This is a genomic window from Kribbella sp. NPDC051718, assembly GCF_040681515.1.
Lineage (GTDB): Bacteria > Actinomycetota > Actinomycetes > Propionibacteriales > Kribbellaceae > Kribbella.
This window is the reverse complement of record NZ_JBFAYZ010000005.1, coordinates 450791-468112: the sequence shown is the minus strand read 5'-3', so window position 1 is coordinate 468112 and position 17322 is coordinate 450791. Positions and strand designations below refer to the sequence as shown.

Sequence of the window (17322 nt, the reverse complement as noted above, 5' to 3'; positions counted from 1 at the left end):
GCTAGGGTTTCGGCATGAGTCCGAAGTCGAGCATCGCCCCGGTTCGGTGGACGCCGCCTCCAGTACCGCCGGCGCGGGAACCGCGGCGGATCGAAGTACGGGCCGTGCCGGTACCGGGCGAAGGTCCCGAAGACGCGTTGATCGATGCCGATGGCAACGTTTTGACCGGGTTGCTCGACGGGCGGATCCTGCGGCTGAGCCCGGACTGGAAGACGATCGACGTGCTTGCGGACACCGGCGGCCGGCCGCTGGGTCTCGAGTGGCTGCCGAACGGCAAGCTGCTCGTCTGCGACGCGAACCGCGGGCTGCTCACCGTCGACCAGGGCGGGCGGATCGAGACGCTGCTGGGCGAGATCGACGGGCGGCCGATGAAGTTCTGCAACAACGCGGACGTACTGCCCGACGGCACCATCTACTTCACCGACTCGTCCACGCGGTTCGGCGTCGACGAGTGGATGGCCGATCTGCTCGAGCACTCCAGTACGGGCAGTCTGTACCGGCTCACCCCCGACGGCGAGCTCACCCGGCTGGCGACGGACCGCCCGTTCCCGAACGGTGTCGCGCTCAGCGGTGACCGCCAGACGCTGTTCTTCGTCGAGACCGCCAGCTACGGACTCTTCAAGGTCGATCTCACCACCGAAGGCGCCGAGCCCGAGCTGGTTGCGATGATCCCCGGCCTGCCCGACAACATCTCGCGCGGCTCGGACGGCCTGATCTGGGTCGCGATCGGCTCACCCCGCAACGCGTTGCTGGACTTGCTGCTGCCCAAACAGCCGGTACTCCGCAAAGTGGTCTGGGCACTGCCCGAGGCGCTCAAACCAAAGGCCGCCGACATCATCGAGATCCAGGCCTACGACGATGACGGCAACCTGGTGCACGACCTCCGGGGCAAGCACCCCGACTTCCGGATGCCCACCGGCGTCCGTGAGCGCGACGGGCAGGTCTGGCTGAGCAGCATCGGCACCACCCATCTGGCCACCTTCCCGACCCCTGAGCGCTGAGTCAGCTGATCTGCCAGGATCGCTTGGACAGGCCGTACCAGAACCCGTCGACGACGGTCTCCGCAGTACCGAGTGAATCCTCCGACGCACCGAGCGAGACGAACAACGGTGCGAAGTGTTCGGTCCGGGGATGCGCGATCCCCGCAGCCGGCGCCTTGTGCAGGAAGTCGATCAACGAGTCGATGTCCTGCGCGGCCAGCGCCCGCTTGGCCCAGTCGTCGAACTCGATCGACCAGCTCGGCGCGATGCCGTCGGGCGCTCCGCTGAGGTTGATCGCGCTCAGGTTGTGGGTGGTGAATCCGCTGCCGATGATCAGCACACCCTGGTCGCGCAACGGCGCCAGCTTGCGGCCGATGTCGAACAGTTGCTTCGGGTCGAGCGTCGGCATCGACACCTGAAGAACGGGGATGTCGGCCTCCGGGTACATCTCCTTCAACGGCACATAAGCGCCATGATCGAGCCCGCGACGCGGGTCGTCGTACACCGGAGTAGCGGGGGAGTGCAGGAGCTTCCGCACCTGATCGGCAAGCTCGGGCGCGCCCGGGGCGGCGTACTGCACCTGGTAGTACCGCTCCGGAAAGCCCCAGAAGTCGTAGAGCAGCGGCACGGTCTCGGTCGCCGCCAACGTGAGCGGCGCGGCCTCCCAGTGCGCCGAGACGATCAGGATCGCGGTCGGCTTGGCGAGGCCGGCCGAGACGGTGGCGAGTTCGGCCGTCCACTGCCGGTCGTCGGCCAGCGGGGGAGCGCCATGACTGAGATAGAGCACCGGCTGCTGAGTGTCACTCATCGGAGAGTCCTTCCAGAGGGTCGTACCTCTCCCAATGTAGTTGAGCACTCAACTTATTCCCAGAGGCGTTAGGGTGCGGATCATGCGATTCGGAATCACCATCCTGCCGGAGTACCGCTGGTCCGTGGCCGGGCCGAAATGGCGCCGGGCCGAGGAGCTGGGCTTCGATCACGCCTGGACCTACGACCACCTGACCTGGGGCGGTCTGCAGGACTCGCCCTGGTACGGGACGACCCCGACGCTGACCGCGGCGGCGCTGGCCACCTCGACCATCAAGCTCGGTACCTTCGTCACCTCGCCGAACTTCCGGCACCCGCTGGCGCTGACCCGCGAACTGCTCGCCCTGGACGACATCTCCGACGGCCGGTTCCTGTGCGGCATCGGCTCGGGCGGCGGGATCGACTCGACCATCCTCGGCGGCGACGAGCTGACGCCGCGGCAGAAGGTCGACCGGCTGGCCGAGTTCGTCGAGTTGCTCGACAAGCTGCTGACCACCGACAAGGTCGACTTCAAGGGCGAGTACTTCGAGACGCGCAACGGCCGCACCTTGCCCGGCTGCATCCAGCAGCCCCGGATCCCGTTCGTGATGGCCGCCAACGGCCCGCGCTCGCTGCGCCTCGCCGCCCAGTACGGCACCGGCTGGGTGACCACCGGTGGCAAGGCCGACGACTACGAGAGCTGGTTCGGCACGGTCCGCGACCTGAGCAGCCGGCTGGACGACGTACTGGAAGGCCGGTCCTTCGACCGTTACCTCTCCCTCGACTCCAAGCGCTACGCCCTGAGCAGCGCCGCCGCCTTCGAGGACGCCACCAGCCGCGCCGCCGAACTCGGCTTCACCGACGTCATCACCCACTGGCCCCGCCCCGACGGCATCTACGCCGGTAGCGAGGACGTACTGGAGCAGGTTGCCGCCGAGGTCATTCCGCGGCTGCGCTAGAGCGCCGGACCCAGGCCGGCAGGACGTACCAGAACGCGACGAACCAGGCCAGGACGGCGGCCACGATGATGATGGCTGTCGTCCGGTTGAGGACGACGTCGAGGACGAGCAGCAGGCCGCCGCTGATCGCGACGAGCAGGATCACCAGGCCCGCACTCGTCATCCGGGCGGCGATCGGGATCATCTTGTCGCGGACCTTCTGCTTGAAGACGATCCGGTGGAACGAGACCGGTGCGAGGAACAGGGCGGTCGCCAGCGCCGAGGCGATGATCGTGACGGCGTAGACGTCGTGGGTGAACGCGTCGGCGTCGGAGAAGACCGGCGTGAACGCGATGCCGAGCAGGAACGCGAACAGGACCTGCGTCCCCGTCTGGGCCAGCCGGAGCTCCTGCAGCAACTCGATCCACTGCCGGTCGAGTCGCTCGCCCGCGTCCTCCTCCGGCCGCTGGTAGCGGGCGGAGCGGGGCTGCGGTTCGTCGGTCATGCGGTAGATGTTGCCGCAGACTGAAGAGAGCCGCACACCGGGTGGTGTACGGCTCTCTCGTTACTCAGTTCTTAGAAGGACTGATCCGAAGATCAGATCGGACGGATGTTCTCCGCCTGCAGGCCCTTCTGGCCCTGGGTGATCTCGAACTCGACGCGCTGGTTCTCGTCCAGCGAGCGGAAGCCCGAGGTCTGGATGGCCGAGTAGTGCGCGAACACGTCCGCGCCACCGTCATCCGGGGTGATGAAGCCGAAGCCCTTGTCAGCGTTGAACCACTTGACAGTACCGACAGCCATTGTTGTCTATCTCCTTGATGGCTTGTAACAAGACGCGATCCACACCTCATGAACCGCGTGTCGCCGAAAGGCCCCAGACGACGAAACCGGCCGTACAGCACAGCAAAAGTCAGTGGGAGTCCAAAACTGCAACGCGATAACTGTAGCCGATCAGGAGGCTCGTGTGGGGGGTGATCGGGAACACGTGTCGCGGAAAGTTGCCGCCCGCCACAGAGCGTGAAACGACCGGCCCGGCGCTCCGGGCCCGCTGGAGCCCGGTGTGAAGACAACGAAACCCCCGCCGACCTGCTGATTCACGCCTGGGAGGCCGCTCCAGAGGGGTTCCGGTGCCAGACAAGGATGGACAAAGCGGCCTGTACGCCCGGTGATCGCTGCCCATCCGTGCTAGTTGTCCCCGGCGTGTCGTACGGCTCTGGACATCCGACACCAGGCGAGAAATGGTGGGCGGGTGATCCTCAAAGTGGTACGCAGCGGTGGATTCGCCGGCCTGACGGCGACCGGTGAGCTGGATACCGCGGCCCAACCCGACAGTGAGCGTCTGGAGCAGGTCGCACGCGGCCTGGACCGGGCACAGCTGGGTTCTGGCCGCCCGCAGCCCGACAGGTACGTCTACCGCCTGCAGGTCCACGCCACGGCCGACGCAGAGCCCACAGAGCTCCTGGTGGCGGAGCAGGACCTGGACGCAGACACCGCCTGGCTCCTGGACCGCGTGCTGCAGTCCTAAGAGCCAGGCGGTGCGAGGTTGGTGACTAGCGCCAGTCGATCTCAGGCGCGCGGTAGAAGTTGACGCTCAGTGCGTCCCACCGCGACCCCTGGCCGCCCAGGCGGTCCTTGTACGCCGTCCAGTCGAGTGCCGAGGCCTGCGACCAGCCCAGCTCGGCGATGCCCGGCAGACGCGGGAAGGCCATGTACTCGAGCTTGTCGACGTCATCTAGCGTCTCGGTCCACAGCGGGGCCTCGACACCGGCTACGGCGTTCTCCGGCAGGTTCGGGACCAGCGTGGACGGGTTCCAGTCGTAGGCCGTCTTCACGTCGACCAGACCGGCCCAGTCCTGCCCGTACGGCGTGCTGTCGTCGTACTTCATGTCCAGGTAGGCCCGGTTGGCCGGGGACATCACGACCTTGGCGCCCTGAGCTGCAGCCTTCCGAGCCAGTTCCTGCGAGCCGGCGTCGTCGGTACCCCAGTACTGCGCAATGCTGCCGGCCGGCAGGACGGTGTCGCCGATCTCCTGCCAGCCCATCACCCGCTTGTGCTGCTTGGTGATGGCGGCCGCTGCCTTCGGTACGAACGTCTGGTAGTCCGAGTGCGGCGTCGAGTGCGCCTCGTCGCCACCCAGGTGGATGACGTCGCCCGGTGTCTGCTGAGCGATCTCGCGGAACACGTCGCCCAGGAAGTCGTAGGTGAGCGGCTTGGCGACGCAGAGCGAGCTGAAGCCGACGTCGGTGCCTGTGTAGAGCGGCGGGGCGACACCGTCGCAGTTCAGCTGCGCGTAGGACGCCAGCGCTGCGTTCGTGTGACCGGGGGTGTCGATCTCGGGGATGACCTGCAGGTAGTGATCAGCGGCGTACCGGACGATCTCTGCGAAGTCGGCCTTGCTGTACGACCCACCAGGCGTGCCGTTGACCTCCAGGCTGCCGCCGTACGTCGTGAGCCGCGGCCAGGAGTCGACCTGGATCCGCCAGCCCTGGTCGTCCGCGAGGTGCATGTGCAGCTTGTTGACCTTGTAGAGCGACGCCAGGTCGATGTAGCGCTTGACCTCGGCCACCGAGAAGAAGTGCCGCGAGACGTCGAGCATGACGCCGCGGTACCCATAGCGGGGCGAGTCGGCGATCGCAGTACCGGCCAAGTTCCAGGGACCAGCCTGGCGGGTCCTGGCGTCGGCCTTGGCGGGCAGGAGCTGCCGCAGGGTGGTGACACCCCGGTAGAGGCCCTCCGGGGTCGCAGCGGTGACGCTGACGCCCTTGCGGTCGACGCGCAGCTGGTACCCCTCGGCGCCGAGGCTGGACGGGCCGTTGGTGGAAAGCTTGATGTCGGTCACGCCGGCTATCACCGGTACTACGGGCAGCGGGTAACCCGTCGTACGCCGGAGCTGTGAGGTGAGCTGGCCGGCGACCTTCTGGGCCGCACGGCGCTCCTTGGAACTGGTGGCGACACCGACGACGCTCCACGGCTTCAGGGAGTAGTCCTGGCCGGTCAGTGCCTGCTGCGAGGTCGGCTTGGGGATCAGCGCGGGTGCCGGGGCTGCCGCCGGCTGAGCGGTGGCAGGCGTGGTGGTGAGAGCGATCAGGGGAGTCGCTAGCAGAGCGGCCGAGACGAGGCCGACCAGCGAGACCCGACGACGAGGGCGGGCGAGTCGTGTCATGACCGGAAGTGTTCGTCTGCTCACAGCTGGAGTCAAGATCTTTCAGCAAACTCCCTCCATTACTCACCCGTACCGCGCTGCGACAGCGACCGCCTGTCCGACGTACGACCCGCCGAACAACACCACATGCACCAACAGCGGATGAAGCTGATGGAGCCCGATCCGCCCCTCCCAACCGTCCGCGAGAGGCTCCGCCTCGTCGTAGGCGGCCAACACGCGGTCCAGGTGGGGCAGCCCGAACAACCCCAGCATGGCCAGGTCGGTCTCCCGGTGCCCGCCATGAGCCGCCGGATCGATCAGGTGGACGCCGTCCGCGGTCCAGAGCACGTTGCCCGACCAGAGATCGCCATGGAGCCTGCTGGGCGGTTCCGGCGCCTCTTCGGTGAGCCTGTCGCACACACGGTCGAACAATTGCCGGGCGCCGTCGTTGAGGACGCCGGAGTCGTAGGCCTGCCGCACGTACGGCTCAAGCCGGTACTTCGCGTAGAACTCGGCCCAGGACCCAATCGGCTGCTTCGGGTGGGGGAGCCGGGTATTGCCGATGTAGCCGTCGCCCGTCCACCCTGCCGGTGGCTGCCCGAAGTACTCGGCGCCAGCTGCGTGCGTGATGGCCAGACGACGGCCGAACTCCTCTGCCGCCTCTGGCGTCGGCTGAGCGAGCGTCAGGCGCGGCAGGACGATCCGAGTGGGGGAGACGTCCAGTGGCTGGACTGCTGGTACGCCTCCGGGGACGGCGAGCCAGTGCAGGCCGGCTGCCTCGGCCTCGAAGAAGCCGGGTGGGGCATCCGGGCGTTCCTTGACGAAATGCATGAAAGGACTCTGGCAGGCGGGGGAATTCATGACTGCTCAACAAGGCGTGTCGAAAGGTGCGGAATGTCGGTCCGACCTGTCATTGTTTGCGGCCGGGCCTTCTCCGACCAAGGACGGGCCCGGCCTTAAGAGGACTTTCCTGATCAGGAAGCTGGAGGACAGATGACTCAGGTGGCAGAGCAGCCGGGCACCAGTGCCGGGCGGCTCGGCTCGGTGGTGCTGGACTGCCCGGACCCGCTCGAGCTTGCCCGGTTCTACTCGACGCTCTTCGGTCTGGAGATCGACGAGCACGGCGACGACGACTGGCGGAGCCTGACCGGCCCCGGGTCGACGCTCGGCTTCCGGCGTTCGGAGGACTACGTACCGGCCACCTGGCCGGGCACGGACGCACAGCAACTTCACCTCGACCTGGTGGTCGAGGACCTGGCGAGCGGCCACGCCACGGTCGTCGCCCTCGGCGCCGAACCGCTCGACCCGGTCGACGCACCCCCGGCGGAGAACCACCGCGGCTGGCGCATCTACGCCGACCCAGCCGGCCACCCGTTCCGAATCTGCCTGGACAGCGTCTAAGGACTTCGAGGCATTGACAACACCTTGTCAAAATGACAAGGTGTTGTCATGTCTACGAACGAGCAAACCACCGTCCACCTGGCCGTCTACGACACGCTCGCCGACTGGGAGGTCGGCTTCGTCGCCGCCCACATCAACAACGGGCAGTGGCACCAGGCGCCCGGCCGTTTCAGGATGCAGACGGTCAGCACCGGCCTGGAGCCGGTCACCACGATGGGCGGGATGCGGGTGCTCCCGGACGCGACCATCGCAGATCTGAAGCCCGAGGACAGCGCGATGCTGATCCTGCCGGGCAACGACATCTGGCCGACCGAGGCCTATGCGCCGTACGTCGAGAAGGCACGCGAGTTCCTCGACGCCGGCGTACCGGTGGCGGCGATCTGTGGAGCGACGGGCGCGCTCGCGATGGCGGGTCTGCTGGACGACCGTGAGCACACGAGCAACGCGGCGGCGTTCCTGGACAGCCCTGGTTACAAGGGCGGCGAGCTCTACAAGGAAGAGGCAGCTGTGATCGATCGCGACCTGATCACCGCGGGCGCCAACGCGCCGGTCGAGTTCGCGCGGGCGATCTTCGCGCGGCTGGAGGTCTACAAGCCGCCGGTGCTCGACTCCTGGTACAAGCTGTACGGCGACCAGGACCCGGCCGGCTTCTACGAGCTGATGTCTGCCTGATGACGCCTCAGCAGCGCCAGCAGGAACTGCTCAGCGCGGCCGCGTTGACGACGTTCAAGCTGAACGGTCAGTTTCTCGAGCTGGCCGAGCATCTCGCTCGGCCGGCCGGGCTGACCGCGACCTACTGGCAGGTGCTCGGGGCGGTGATCGGTGAGCCGCTCACGGTCTCCGCGATCGCCCGCGAGATGGGCATCACCCGCCAGGCCGTCCAGCGGACCGCGGACCTGTTGGCGGAGCGGGGCCTGGTCGACTATCAGGACAACCCCGCCCATCGCCGGGCCAAGCTGGTGGCCATCACCCCAGCAGGCCTGGCGGCGAACCAGTCGATCGGCCCGCATCACGCGCACCATGCGAAGGAGTTGTCGGACGTCGCCGGTGCCGATCAACTGGCCGACGCGGTCGCGGCGCTGAGGAAGTTGTCGGAGGCGCTGGACGCGCTGGATCTGTCCGACCGACAAGTTCCGGAACCAGTCTGGGGGAACGTTCCCTTGACAGTTCCACCCGCACGCCCCAATCTCTGAGAGAGCGCTCTCTCCGCCCCCATCCGCCTCTCTCGATTGGTGCCTCCATGCACAGTTCCAGACCGGCCGGAGCGCGCTCTCCGGCCCTGCTCCGGCGTTGGCTGATCCTGGTTTCAGCCGCGTTCCTGATCACCACGGCCCTTGTGATCGCGCCGGGCGGCAGAGCTCAGGCTGCCGCCACGCTGCTGTCCCAAGGCAAGCCGGTCACCAGCTCCAGTACAGAGAACGGCGGTACGCCGGCAGCGGCCGCCGTCGACGGCAACACCGCCACCCGCTGGTCCAGTGCGGCGTCCGACCCGCAATGGATCCAGGTCGACCTCGGGTCGACCTCCGCTATCAGCCAGGTCGTCCTCAACTGGGAAGCGGCGTACGGGAAGTCCTTCCAGGTCCAGGTGTCCGACAATGCGGGCGGACCGTGGAACTCGATCTACACGACGACCACCGGCACCGGTGGCGTGCAGACGCTCAGTGTGACCGGCAGCGGCCGGTACGTCCGGATGAACGGCACCCAGCGTGGTACCGGCTATGGCTACTCGCTCTGGGAGTTCCAGGTGTACGGCGGTACCGACGGCGGCCCGACCGCTTGCGGCACGGCCAACGCCGCCCAGGGCAAGACCGCTACCGCGTCGAGCGTCGAGAACGGCGGCACTCCGGCCTCGGCCGCCGTCGACGGCAACCCCGGCACCCGCTGGTCCAGTGCGGCGTCCGACCCGCAATGGATCCAGGTCGACCTGGGCTCGACCCAGTCGGTCTGCCAGGTCGGCCTGAGCTGGGAGGCGGCGTACGGGAAGTCCTTCCAGATCCAGGTGTCCGACAACGCAGGTGGACCCTGGAACTCGATCTACACGACGACCACTGGCACCGGCGGCAACCAGACCCTCGACGTAACCGGCAGCGGCCGGTACCTGCGGGTCAACGGCACTCAGCGCGGTACCGGCTACGGCTACTCGCTCTGGGAGCTCGTCGTCCACACCACCGATGGAGGCACCGGCCCGGTGATCCCGCCGACCGACCCGATCAACCCGGACTTCGGCCCGAACGTCGACGTCTTCACCCCGTCCACCCCGCAGGCGCAGATGCAGGCGCGGCTCGACCAAGTGGCGGCGCAGCAGCACACCAACCAGTTCGGCGACCAGCGCAACGCACTGCTGTTCAAGCCCGGCACCTACACCGCTGACGTCAACCTCGGCTTCAACACCCAGGTGGCTGGCCTCGGCCTCTCGCCGGACGACGTCAACCTCAACGGCCACGTCCGGGTCGAGGCCGACTGGCTGCAGCAGGGCGACAACCCGAACAACAAGCAGAACGCCACCCAGAACTTCTGGCGCTCCGCGGAGAACCTGGCCGTCACCCCGCCGGCCGGTCAGATCGAGCGCTGGGCGGTCGCACAGGCGGCGCCGTACCGGCGGATGCACCTGAAGGGCGCGCCGGAGATCCAGCTCTGGAGCGGTGGCGACGGCTGGGCCAGCGGTGGCCTGTTCGCCGACACCAAGATCGACAACCGGGTCGTGTCCGGCTCCCAGCAGCAGTGGGTGTCGCGCAACTCGGAGTTCGGCAGCTGGGCCGGCTCGGTCTGGAACATGGTGTTCGTCGGTACCACCGGCGCACCGCCGCAGAACTTCCCGAACCCGTCCCACACGGTCGTCGGCACCACGCCGGTGATCCGCGAAAAGCCCTTCCTGTACGTCGACAACGCCGGCAGCTACAACGTCTTCGTACCGGCTCTCCGGCAGAACTCGTCCGGCACCAGCTGGTCGCACGGACCGGCCGCGGGCACGTCGATCTCGCTGAGCCAGTTCCTGGTCGCCAAGCCGTCCACGCCGATCGCCACCATCAACGCGGCGCTCGACCAGGGCAAGCACCTGCTCTTCACACCCGGCATCTACCACCTGACCGACACCATCAAGGTGACCAAGCCGAACACCGTTGTGCTCGGCATCGGGATGGCGACCCTCACGCCCGACAACGGCAAGACCGCGATCTCGGTCGCGGACGTCGACGGCGTCAAACTCGGCGGCCTGCTGATCGACGCCGGACCGGTGAACTCGCCGACCCTGGTCGAGGTCGGCCCGGCCGGTTCGAACGCCGACCACTCGGCGAACCCGACCTCCTTGCATGACGTGTTCGTCCGCATCGGCGGCGGCGCACACCTCGGCAAGGCGACGGTCAGCCTGCAGGTCAACAGCAACAACGTGATCGGCGACCACATGTGGTTGTGGCGGGCCGACCATGGCGACCAGGTCGGCTGGAACGTCAACACGGCGGCCAACGGGTTGGTTGTCAACGGCAACAACGTGACGATGTACGGCTTGTTCGTCGAGCACTACCAGCAGTACGAGGTGCTCTGGAACGGCAACGGCGGCAAGACGTACTTCTTCCAGAACGAGTTCCCGTACGACCCGCCGGACCAGGCGTCCTGGACCAGCGGCGGCGGGACGCGAGGCTGGGCGGCGTACAAGGTCGCGAACAACGTCACTACTCATGAGGCCTGGGGAGTCGGCAGCTACTCCTTCTTCCAGGTCAACCCAGCCCTGGTCGTCGACCGCTCGTTCGAGGTCCCCGACACCGCAGGCGTGAAGTTCCACGACCTGGTCTCGGTCTCCCTCGGCGGCGTCGGCACCATCGCCAACGTCATCAACAACACCGGCGGCACCGCGAATGCGGCGAACCAGCAACGATATGTGGTGAGCTATCCCTAGTGCCCAGCTGAGCAGACGTCCGGAGAGCGCTGGCGGGCTCTCCGGACGTAGCTCACGCAGTCGTCAGGGCCTTCCGGATGCGTTTGTCGGAGACCGGGTACGGCGTACCCAGTGTCTGGGCGAACAGGCTGATCCGGAGCTCCTCGAGCATCCAGCGGACCTCGAGGAGTTCCGGGCTCGGGTACTTGCCGGTCGGGATCGCCTTGAGGCGTTTCTGGTACTCGTCGGTGAGGGTCTGTACGACGGCCATCCCGGACCGGTCGCGCATCGCGTTGGCGCCGATCTTGTCGAGGCGCTGCTCGATCCCGCGCAGGTAGCGGGCCAGGTCGGGCAGTCGTTTGGCGCCGGCCTCGGTGATGAAGCCGCGATGGATCAGGCCTTCGAGCTGGCCCCGTACGTCGGACAGCGCCGCCAGCAGGGCCGGTGACGACGACCGGGAGATCTGCTTGTCCACCGTCCGGGCGTGGCCGAGCACCTGCTCGACCTGTTGCAGGATCGTCAGCACCGTGTCGGCGAGATCCGAGCGGACGGCGTCGCGGAGGAACGAGAACGCCGTGAGGTTCCAGACCGGGCCGCCGGCCGCCGCCATCAGCTGGTCGACGGCCGCCGAGATCGCGTCGTCGAGCAGCTCGCCGACGTTGCGGTGCGGGCCGGCCATCAGCGTCATCTTCTGCTGGTTGGTCAGATTCCGCTGGACCACGTCGATCACCGACGGCATCGTGAGCAGCAGCAACCGGCGGGTGCCGTTCCACATCGCCGCAGCCTGGTCGCGCTCGGTCTCCTGCAGCCGGATGGCGACACTCTTGCCTTCGTCGACCAGTGCGGGATAGCCGGCCACGGTCAGGCCGTTGCGGTGCTCGGAGAAGCTGCGCGGCAGGTCGCCGAACGTCCAGTCGGTCAGCCCGGACTTCTCCAGCCCGCTGACCGCCTTGGACGCGACCTGCGAGATCGCCGCCTTCGTCTTCGGCTTCAGCCGTTCCTTCAGCGCCGCGAGATCCTTGCCCTCGGCCACTGTCTTGCCTTTGTCGTCGACGACCCGAAAGGTCATTCGCAAATGCTCCGGCACCCGAGACCAGTCCCAGTCCTCGGTGTCGATCTGTACGTCGCGCAACGACCGCAGTTCGCGCGCCATCGCATCGACCAGCGGCCCCGACGCTGGGTCGAGCATCGGGAGGATCTGCCGGGCATGATCCGGCGCCGGCACGATGTTGCGCCGGATCGCCTTGGGCAACGACTTGATCAGGGTGGTGACGAGCTCCTCGCGGAAGCCCGGCACACTCCACTCGAAACCGTCCGCCGTGACCTGGTTGAGGACGAGCAGCGGCAGGTGAACGGTGACGCCGTCGGCATCCGTACCGGGCTCGAAGGCGTAGGTGAGGTCGAAGTTCATCCCGTTCTGCGTCCAGGTGAGCGGGAACTCTTCCTCCTTCACCTCCGCGCCTTCGCGAACCACCAGCGACCGCTCGAAGTCGAGCAGGTCGTGGTCGCGCTGCCGGGCCGTCTTCCACCAGGTGTCGAAATGCCGCCCGGTGACGACGTCGGCGCCGATTCGCTCGTCGTAGAAGGCGAACAGAGTCTCGTCGTCGACCAGCAGGTCGCGCCGCCGGGTGCGCTCCTCCAGCTCCTCGACTTCCTCGATCAGCTTGCGGTTCTCGTGGAAGAACTTGTGGTGGGTGTCCCAGTCGCCCTCGACCAGCGCATGCCGGATGAACAGCTCCCGGGACACTTCCTTGTCGACCGCGCCGTAGTTGACCTTGCGGTGGGCAACGATCGGTACGCCGTACAGGGTGACCTTCTCGTACGCCATCACCGCGCCGGCTTTGCGTTCCCAGTGCGGTTCGGAGTAGGAGCGTTTGACCAGGTGCTGGGCGATGTCCTCGGCCCACTCGGGCTCGATCTTCGCGTTGACCCGGGCCCACAGCCGCGAGGTCTCGACCAGCTCGGCGGCCATCACGAACTGCGGTGGCTTCTTGAACAGGCCGGAGCCCGGGAAGATCGCGAATTTGGTGCCGCGGGCACCGATGTACTGGTGCTGGTTGGCCGGGTCCTTGAGACCGAGATGGGAGAGCAGGCCGGACATCAGCGAGATGTGGACGGCCTGCGGGTCGGCGGCCTCGCCGGAGTTGAGGGTGACGCCGATCTGCGCGGCGACCTGGCGGAGCTGGGCGAAGATGTCCTGCCACTCGCGGACCCGCAGGTAGTTGAGGTACTCGCTGCGGCACATCCGGCGGAACTGGTTGCCGGACAGGTCCTTCTGCTGCTTCTTGAGGTAGTTCCAGAGGTTCAGGAAGCCGAGGAAGTCGGAGGTGGGGTCGCGGAAGCGCGCGTGCGACTGGGTCGCCTGCGCCTCGGCGTCGGTCGGCCGCTCGCGGGGGTCCTGGATCGAGAGCGCGGAGGCGATGACCATCACCTCGCGGACGCAGCCGTGCTTGTCCGCCTCGACGATCATCCGGGCCAGGCGCGGGTCGAGCGGGATCTGTGCCAGTTGCCGGCCGACCGGGGTCAGCCTGCGGGTGCGGTCGGACGCCTTGGCCGAGTCGATCGCGCCCAGCTCGGTGAGGAGCTGCAGGCCGTCGGTGATGCTGCGCTTGTCCGGCTCGTCGATGAAGGGGAACGCGGCGATGTCGCCGAGACCGATCGAGGTCATCTGGAGGATGACGGAGGCGAGGTTGGTCCGCAGGATCTCGGGATCGGTGAACTCGGGACGGGCCTCGAAGTGCTCCTCGGAGTACAGGCGGATGCAGATGCCATCGCTGGTCCGGCCACAGCGGCCTTTGCGCTGGTTGGCGCTGGCCTGGGAGACGGGCTCGATCGGGAGGTGCTGGACCTTCGTCCGGTGCGAGTAGCGGCTGATCCGGGCGGTACCGGGGTCGATCACGTACTTGATGCCGGGGACGGTCAGCGAGGTCTCGGCGACGTTGGTGGCGAGCACGATCCGACGGCTCGAGCCGTGCGACGAGAAGACGCGGTGCTGCTCAGCGTTCGAGAGGCGTGCGTAGAGGGGGAGAACCTCCACTCCACCACCCGGCCGGCCGCGCTGCGCGGCGTACTTCTCGTTCAAAGCGTCGGCGGTGTCGCGGATCTCCCGCTCGCCGCTGAGGAAGACCAGGATGTCGCCGGAGGCCTCGTGTTCGAGTTCGTCGACTGCGTCCAGGATCGCCTGGGTCTGGTCTCGGTCGATCGTGGCCGGTTCGTCGGGATCGTTGATCGGGCGGTACCGGGTCTCGACCGGGTAGGTGCGGCCGGAGACCTCGACGATCGGCGCGGGCTCGCCGTTGGCGTCGGCGAAGTGCTCGGCGAAGCGTTCGGGGTCGATGGTCGCCGAGGTGATGATCACCTTGAGGTCGGGGCGGCGGGGGAGCAGCTGGCGGAGGTACCCGAGGATGAAGTCGATGTTCAGGCTGCGCTCGTGCGCCTCGTCGATGATGAGCGTGTCGTACCGGCTCAGCTCGCGATCGCGTTGCAGCTCGGCGAGCAGGATGCCGTCCGTCATCAGCTTGACCAGAGAGCGCTCGCTGACCTTGTCGGTGAACCGGACGGCGTACCCGATCGTGTCGCCGAGCTCGGTGTCGAGTTCCTCGGCGATCCGCTCGGCCACCGTGCGCGCGGCCAGCCGGCGGGGTTGGGTGTGGCCGATCATCCCGCGGATGCCGCGGCCGAGTTCGAGGCAGATCTTCGGGATCTGAGTGGTCTTGCCGGAGCCGGTCTCACCGGCGATCACGACGACCTGGTGGTCCTTGATCGCGGTCGCGATCTCGTCTTTGAGCTGGCTGACCGGCAACTCTTCGGGGTAGCTGATCTCCGGTACCGCGAGCCGCCGCTGCTCCACGCGTTGCTCGGCCTGCTCGATCCGCGCGCTGATGTCAGAGAGCGCGTTCTCCCGCTTGCTCTCCTCCCGCACCCCCCGCAACCGCTCAAGCCGCCGACCAAGCTGCTCCCGATCGGAAACGGTCAGCCCGTCAAGCCGCGCCGCCAACTCCGCGATCCCACCGGCCGCGTCGTCGGCCGGGCGCGCGGCTCCCGTCGTACCGGCTACGTCGGCCGAACCGACGGCGGCAGTGCCGCCTGGCTTCTTGCGACGGCGGCGTGGACGCGGGCGGCGACCGGGATCCTGGACGGGACCGGTAGCTGGGGTAGGACTCTGCGATTCGGTCCGGGCATCAGGCATGTCACCAACCAGTTTAGGCGGCTCGCGCCAACCGCTCACTCGGTTTAGCAGTCGCGGTAGACGACGGCCATTTCCTCCCGGGTCATCGGGGGCTCTGGGAGTGGGTGGGCGGCGGGGGTTTGCAGGCCGTCGAGGATGAGGGCGAGGTGGCGGCGCCAGACGTCCGGGCGGACTCTCGCGGTGGTTTCGATCGTGCGGGTGATGGACCAGGTGATGAAGGCCATGTCCTCGATGGTGAAGTCCGGGCGCAACCGGCCGCCGGCGTGGGCGCGGGCGATGATCTCGGTCATCAGGGCGTAGCCGCGGACGTGTTCTTCGTCGAGTTCGGGCTCGGGTGTGGGCGTGTGGGCGGCCGGGACGCTGCGGGCGGCGAGGTCGTTGTAGCCGCGGTCGGAAGCCTGGAGACGGCTGACCTGCTCGACGAAGTAGACGAAGCCCTCCCAGGGGTCGGGCAGGGCGAGCGCATGCTCGGCGAGTTCGTTCACAGTGTGCGTGCGGTCGGCGAAAGCCGCCCGCACCAGGTCGACGCGGCCGGGGAAGCGGTTGTAGAGGGTGCCGATGCTCACCCCCGCTTGCTTGGCGACGGTCTCCAGCGCGACGTCCAGACCGTGCTCGGCGAAGACCTCCCGGGCCGCGACCACCAGTCGCTCCCGATTCCGTTCCGCGTCCTTCCGCATGGTGGGCATCCTAGCAAAGTTGACGGTGGCCTCAACTTATGTCGAACTTGAGGGGGTACTCAAGTTAACCGATTCCGAGGGGTTGGATATGAAGGTTGTCGCCGTACTGGGAGTGGGGCCCGGGCTCGGGCTGTCGATCGCGCGCCGGTTCGGGCGGGAGGGTCTCGCGGTCGCGCTGGTCTCCAGGAGCACCACCCGGCACCCGGAGTACCAGGCGAGCCTGAAGGAGGACGGGGTCGAGGCGCGGACGTACGTCGCCGACGTCCGCGACCCGATCGCGCTGCGCAAGGTGCTCGCGCAGATCACCGCGGATCTGGGCCCGGTCGACACCGCGTACTTCGGCCCGCTGTCGATGGACGACGCGGATGGACTCAAACCGATCGGCGAGGTCCGGCCGGACGAGGTCCAGAAGACGTTCGACACCCTGGTGCACCCGGTGATCGAGGTGGTCAACGCCGTACTTCCCGAGATGCTCCAGCGGGGGACCGGCACGATCCTGATCCCCGGTGGGCTGAGTGGGAAGTACCCGATCCCGATGCTCGGCAAGCTGGCACCGGCCTCGGCCGCGCTCCGGATGTACGTTCTGACGCTGAACGAGACCTTGAAGGACACCGGCGTGTACGCCGGGGCGCTAACCATCGGCGGCATGATCCGTGGCGGCGACATTCACGCGGCGGTCAGCGCCCAGTTCGCCGAACTGGGCGCCGAGCCGCCGGCAGATCTCGACCCGACCCAGATCGCCGACGCCGCCTGGTCGATGTCCGTCAACCGCAAGCCGGCGGAAAGCGAGTTCGGCACCTTCTGACCTACCCAGAGCGGGTACGGAGCCGCCCGGCGGGGCTTGCGGTTAGTCGTCGCGGGAGGTGGCGACCTTGACCGCAAGCACCGGGACGGGGGATTCGAGGAGGACTCGCTGGGCGGTGCTGCCGAGGATGAGTTTGCCGACGGGACTGCGGCGGCGGAGGCCCAGAACGATCAGGGTGACGTCGCTCTCCTCCGCCGCGCGGAGCAGTTCGTTGGCGACGTCGCCGGTGCCGGCCGCTTGCTGGATCGTCACCTCGACGCCACGCTCGCGCAGCCGGGCCTCGGCCGCGTCCAGCTCGGCCTGGTTCGCGTAGCGGGAGTCGACGTAGGTGTCGCCGCGGGTCGTGTTGAGCAGCAGGACGGAGGCTCCGCGCAGCTCGGCTTCGGCGGCGGCGGCCTCGAGGGCGGCCTCGCCTTCGGGCGTCGGTACGTAGCCCACCAGAATCTTCACGAGGCCCACTCTCTCACTACCCACTGGTTGCTCCCGACATCATTGCCGTCAGGTTCACCGAATCAGGACCATCGCTGAGGGA

General features: G+C 67.6%; 16 protein-coding genes. 8 read left to right on the top strand and 8 right to left on the bottom strand.

Annotation, left to right across the window (positions count from 1 at the left end; all coding sequences use genetic code 11):
• Positions 1 to 14: 14 nt before the first annotated feature.
• Positions 15 to 1001: an SMP-30/gluconolactonase/LRE family protein gene (locus AB0M15_RS21515; protein ID WP_363821579.1), complete on the top strand. Its 987-nt coding sequence runs from the start codon at positions 15 to 17 to the stop codon at positions 999 to 1001.
• 1 nt (position 1002) lies between these two features.
• On the opposite strand, the gene AB0M15_RS21510 is transcribed toward AB0M15_RS21515, so the two are convergent.
• Complete coding sequence (locus tag AB0M15_RS21510) at positions 1003 to 1788, bottom strand: class III extradiol ring-cleavage dioxygenase (protein ID WP_363821576.1); 786 nt, start codon at positions 1786 to 1788, stop codon at positions 1003 to 1005.
• Between the two features lie 82 nt (positions 1789 to 1870).
• On the opposite strand from AB0M15_RS21510, the gene AB0M15_RS21505 reads away from it, so the two are divergent.
• Positions 1871 to 2725, top strand: a complete 855-nt coding sequence (locus tag AB0M15_RS21505) for an LLM class flavin-dependent oxidoreductase (protein WP_363821573.1) — start codon at positions 1871 to 1873, stop codon at positions 2723 to 2725.
• Here the strand turns inward: AB0M15_RS21505 and AB0M15_RS21500 are convergent.
• Positions 2706 to 3209, bottom strand: a complete 504-nt coding sequence (locus AB0M15_RS21500) for a DUF6328 family protein (protein ID WP_363821571.1) — start codon at positions 3207 to 3209, stop codon at positions 2706 to 2708. The two genes, AB0M15_RS21505 and AB0M15_RS21500, sit on opposite strands and share 20 nt — an antisense overlap.
• Positions 3210 to 3301: 92 nt before the next feature.
• Positions 3302 to 3505 (bottom strand): cold-shock protein, encoded by a 204-nt coding sequence (locus tag AB0M15_RS21495; RefSeq protein WP_012921273.1) that lies wholly within the window; start codon positions 3503 to 3505, stop codon positions 3302 to 3304.
• A gap of 448 nt (positions 3506 to 3953) precedes the next feature.
• Here AB0M15_RS21495 and AB0M15_RS21490 point away from each other — a divergent pair, with 448 nt between their 5' ends.
• The gene (locus AB0M15_RS21490; RefSeq protein ID WP_363821567.1) at positions 3954 to 4229 is read left to right on the top strand and encodes a protealysin inhibitor emfourin; all 276 of its coding nucleotides are present in this window, start codon (positions 3954 to 3956) and stop codon (positions 4227 to 4229) included.
• Between the two features lie 25 nt (positions 4230 to 4254).
• On the opposite strand, the gene AB0M15_RS21485 is transcribed toward AB0M15_RS21490, so the two are convergent.
• Positions 4255 to 5868 carry a beta-N-acetylhexosaminidase gene (locus AB0M15_RS21485; protein ID WP_363821564.1) on the bottom strand — a complete coding sequence of 538 codons (1614 nt, stop codon included), beginning with the start codon at positions 5866 to 5868 and terminating at the stop codon, positions 4255 to 4257.
• A gap of 63 nt (positions 5869 to 5931) precedes the next feature.
• Positions 5932 to 6678 carry a fructosamine kinase family protein gene (locus tag AB0M15_RS21480; RefSeq protein ID WP_363821560.1) on the bottom strand — a complete coding sequence of 249 codons (747 nt, stop codon included), beginning with the start codon at positions 6676 to 6678 and terminating at the stop codon, positions 5932 to 5934.
• A gap of 162 nt (positions 6679 to 6840) precedes the next feature.
• Here AB0M15_RS21480 and AB0M15_RS21475 point away from each other — a divergent pair, with 162 nt between their 5' ends.
• From AB0M15_RS21475 to AB0M15_RS21460, 4 genes are read left to right on the top strand one after another with little or no spacing between them, the layout of a single operon-like run.
• Entirely contained in the window at positions 6841 to 7248 is a 408-nt protein-coding gene (locus AB0M15_RS21475; RefSeq protein WP_343978740.1) for a VOC family protein, read from the top strand.
• Positions 7249 to 7296: 48 nt separating this feature from the next.
• Positions 7297 to 7920 carry a DJ-1/PfpI family protein gene (locus AB0M15_RS21470; protein ID WP_363821555.1) on the top strand — a complete coding sequence of 208 codons (624 nt, stop codon included), beginning with the start codon at positions 7297 to 7299 and terminating at the stop codon, positions 7918 to 7920.
• Positions 7920 to 8441 (top strand): helix-turn-helix domain-containing protein, encoded by a 522-nt coding sequence (locus tag AB0M15_RS21465; RefSeq protein ID WP_363821552.1) that lies wholly within the window; start codon positions 7920 to 7922, stop codon positions 8439 to 8441. The genes AB0M15_RS21470 and AB0M15_RS21465 overlap by 1 nt, the downstream gene beginning before the upstream one ends.
• A gap of 47 nt (positions 8442 to 8488) precedes the next feature.
• A complete protein-coding gene (locus tag AB0M15_RS21460; RefSeq protein ID WP_363821548.1) occupies positions 8489 to 11140 on the top strand; it encodes a discoidin domain-containing protein in 2652 nt (883 codons plus the stop codon).
• Positions 11141 to 11192: 52 nt separating this feature from the next.
• Here the strand turns inward: AB0M15_RS21460 and hrpA are convergent, their stop codons facing one another.
• Together hrpA and AB0M15_RS21450 are read right to left on the bottom strand one after the other, a co-directional pair.
• On the bottom strand, positions 11193 to 15308 hold the full coding sequence (gene hrpA, locus AB0M15_RS21455) for an ATP-dependent RNA helicase HrpA (protein ID WP_363821546.1): 4116 nt from the start codon (positions 15306 to 15308) through the stop codon (positions 11193 to 11195).
• A gap of 44 nt (positions 15309 to 15352) precedes the next feature.
• Complete coding sequence (locus AB0M15_RS21450; RefSeq protein WP_363821543.1) at positions 15353 to 15985, bottom strand: TetR/AcrR family transcriptional regulator; 633 nt, start codon at positions 15983 to 15985, stop codon at positions 15353 to 15355.
• An 88-nt stretch (positions 15986 to 16073) separates the two neighbouring features.
• On the opposite strand from AB0M15_RS21450, the gene AB0M15_RS21445 reads away from it, so the two are divergent.
• Positions 16074 to 16790 carry an SDR family NAD(P)-dependent oxidoreductase gene (locus AB0M15_RS21445; RefSeq protein ID WP_363821539.1) on the top strand — a complete coding sequence of 239 codons (717 nt, stop codon included), beginning with the start codon at positions 16074 to 16076 and terminating at the stop codon, positions 16788 to 16790.
• A gap of 42 nt (positions 16791 to 16832) precedes the next feature.
• Here the strand turns inward: AB0M15_RS21445 and AB0M15_RS21440 are convergent, their stop codons facing one another.
• Positions 16833 to 17240, bottom strand: coding sequence for a universal stress protein (locus AB0M15_RS21440; protein WP_363821535.1), 408 nt, complete (start codon positions 17238 to 17240; stop codon positions 16833 to 16835).
• Between the last annotated feature and the right edge of the window lie 82 nt (positions 17241 to 17322).

Excerpts from the sequence above, each read along its gene's own strand:
- AB0M15_RS21485 (WP_363821564.1), bottom strand. The coding sequence starts at position 5,868 with ATGACACGACTCGCCCGCCCTCGTCGTCGGGTCTCGCTGGTCGGCCTC.
- AB0M15_RS21505 (WP_363821573.1), top strand. The coding sequence starts at position 1,871 with ATGCGATTCGGAATCACCATCCTGCCGGAGTACCGCTGGTCCGTGGCC.
- AB0M15_RS21475 (WP_343978740.1), top strand. The coding sequence starts at position 6,841 with ATGACTCAGGTGGCAGAGCAGCCGGGCACCAGTGCCGGGCGGCTCGGC.
- AB0M15_RS21465 (WP_363821552.1), top strand. The coding sequence starts at position 7,920 with ATGACGCCTCAGCAGCGCCAGCAGGAACTGCTCAGCGCGGCCGCGTTG.
- AB0M15_RS21480 (WP_363821560.1), bottom strand. The coding sequence starts at position 6,678 with ATGCATTTCGTCAAGGAACGCCCGGATGCCCCACCCGGCTTCTTCGAG.
- AB0M15_RS21470 (WP_363821555.1), top strand. The coding sequence starts at position 7,297 with ATGTCTACGAACGAGCAAACCACCGTCCACCTGGCCGTCTACGACACG.
- AB0M15_RS21500 (WP_363821571.1), bottom strand. The coding sequence starts at position 3,209 with ATGACCGACGAACCGCAGCCCCGCTCCGCCCGCTACCAGCGGCCGGAG.
- AB0M15_RS21460 (WP_363821548.1), top strand. The coding sequence starts at position 8,489 with ATGCACAGTTCCAGACCGGCCGGAGCGCGCTCTCCGGCCCTGCTCCGG.
- AB0M15_RS21450 (WP_363821543.1), bottom strand. The coding sequence starts at position 15,985 with ATGCGGAAGGACGCGGAACGGAATCGGGAGCGACTGGTGGTCGCGGCC.
- hrpA (WP_363821546.1), bottom strand. The coding sequence starts at position 15,308 with ATGCCTGATGCCCGGACCGAATCGCAGAGTCCTACCCCAGCTACCGGT.
- AB0M15_RS21445 (WP_363821539.1), top strand. The coding sequence starts at position 16,074 with ATGAAGGTTGTCGCCGTACTGGGAGTGGGGCCCGGGCTCGGGCTGTCG.
- AB0M15_RS21495 (WP_012921273.1), bottom strand. The coding sequence starts at position 3,505 with ATGGCTGTCGGTACTGTCAAGTGGTTCAACGCTGACAAGGGCTTCGGC.
- AB0M15_RS21510 (WP_363821576.1), bottom strand. The coding sequence starts at position 1,788 with ATGAGTGACACTCAGCAGCCGGTGCTCTATCTCAGTCATGGCGCTCCC.
- AB0M15_RS21515 (WP_363821579.1), top strand. The coding sequence starts at position 15 with ATGAGTCCGAAGTCGAGCATCGCCCCGGTTCGGTGGACGCCGCCTCCA.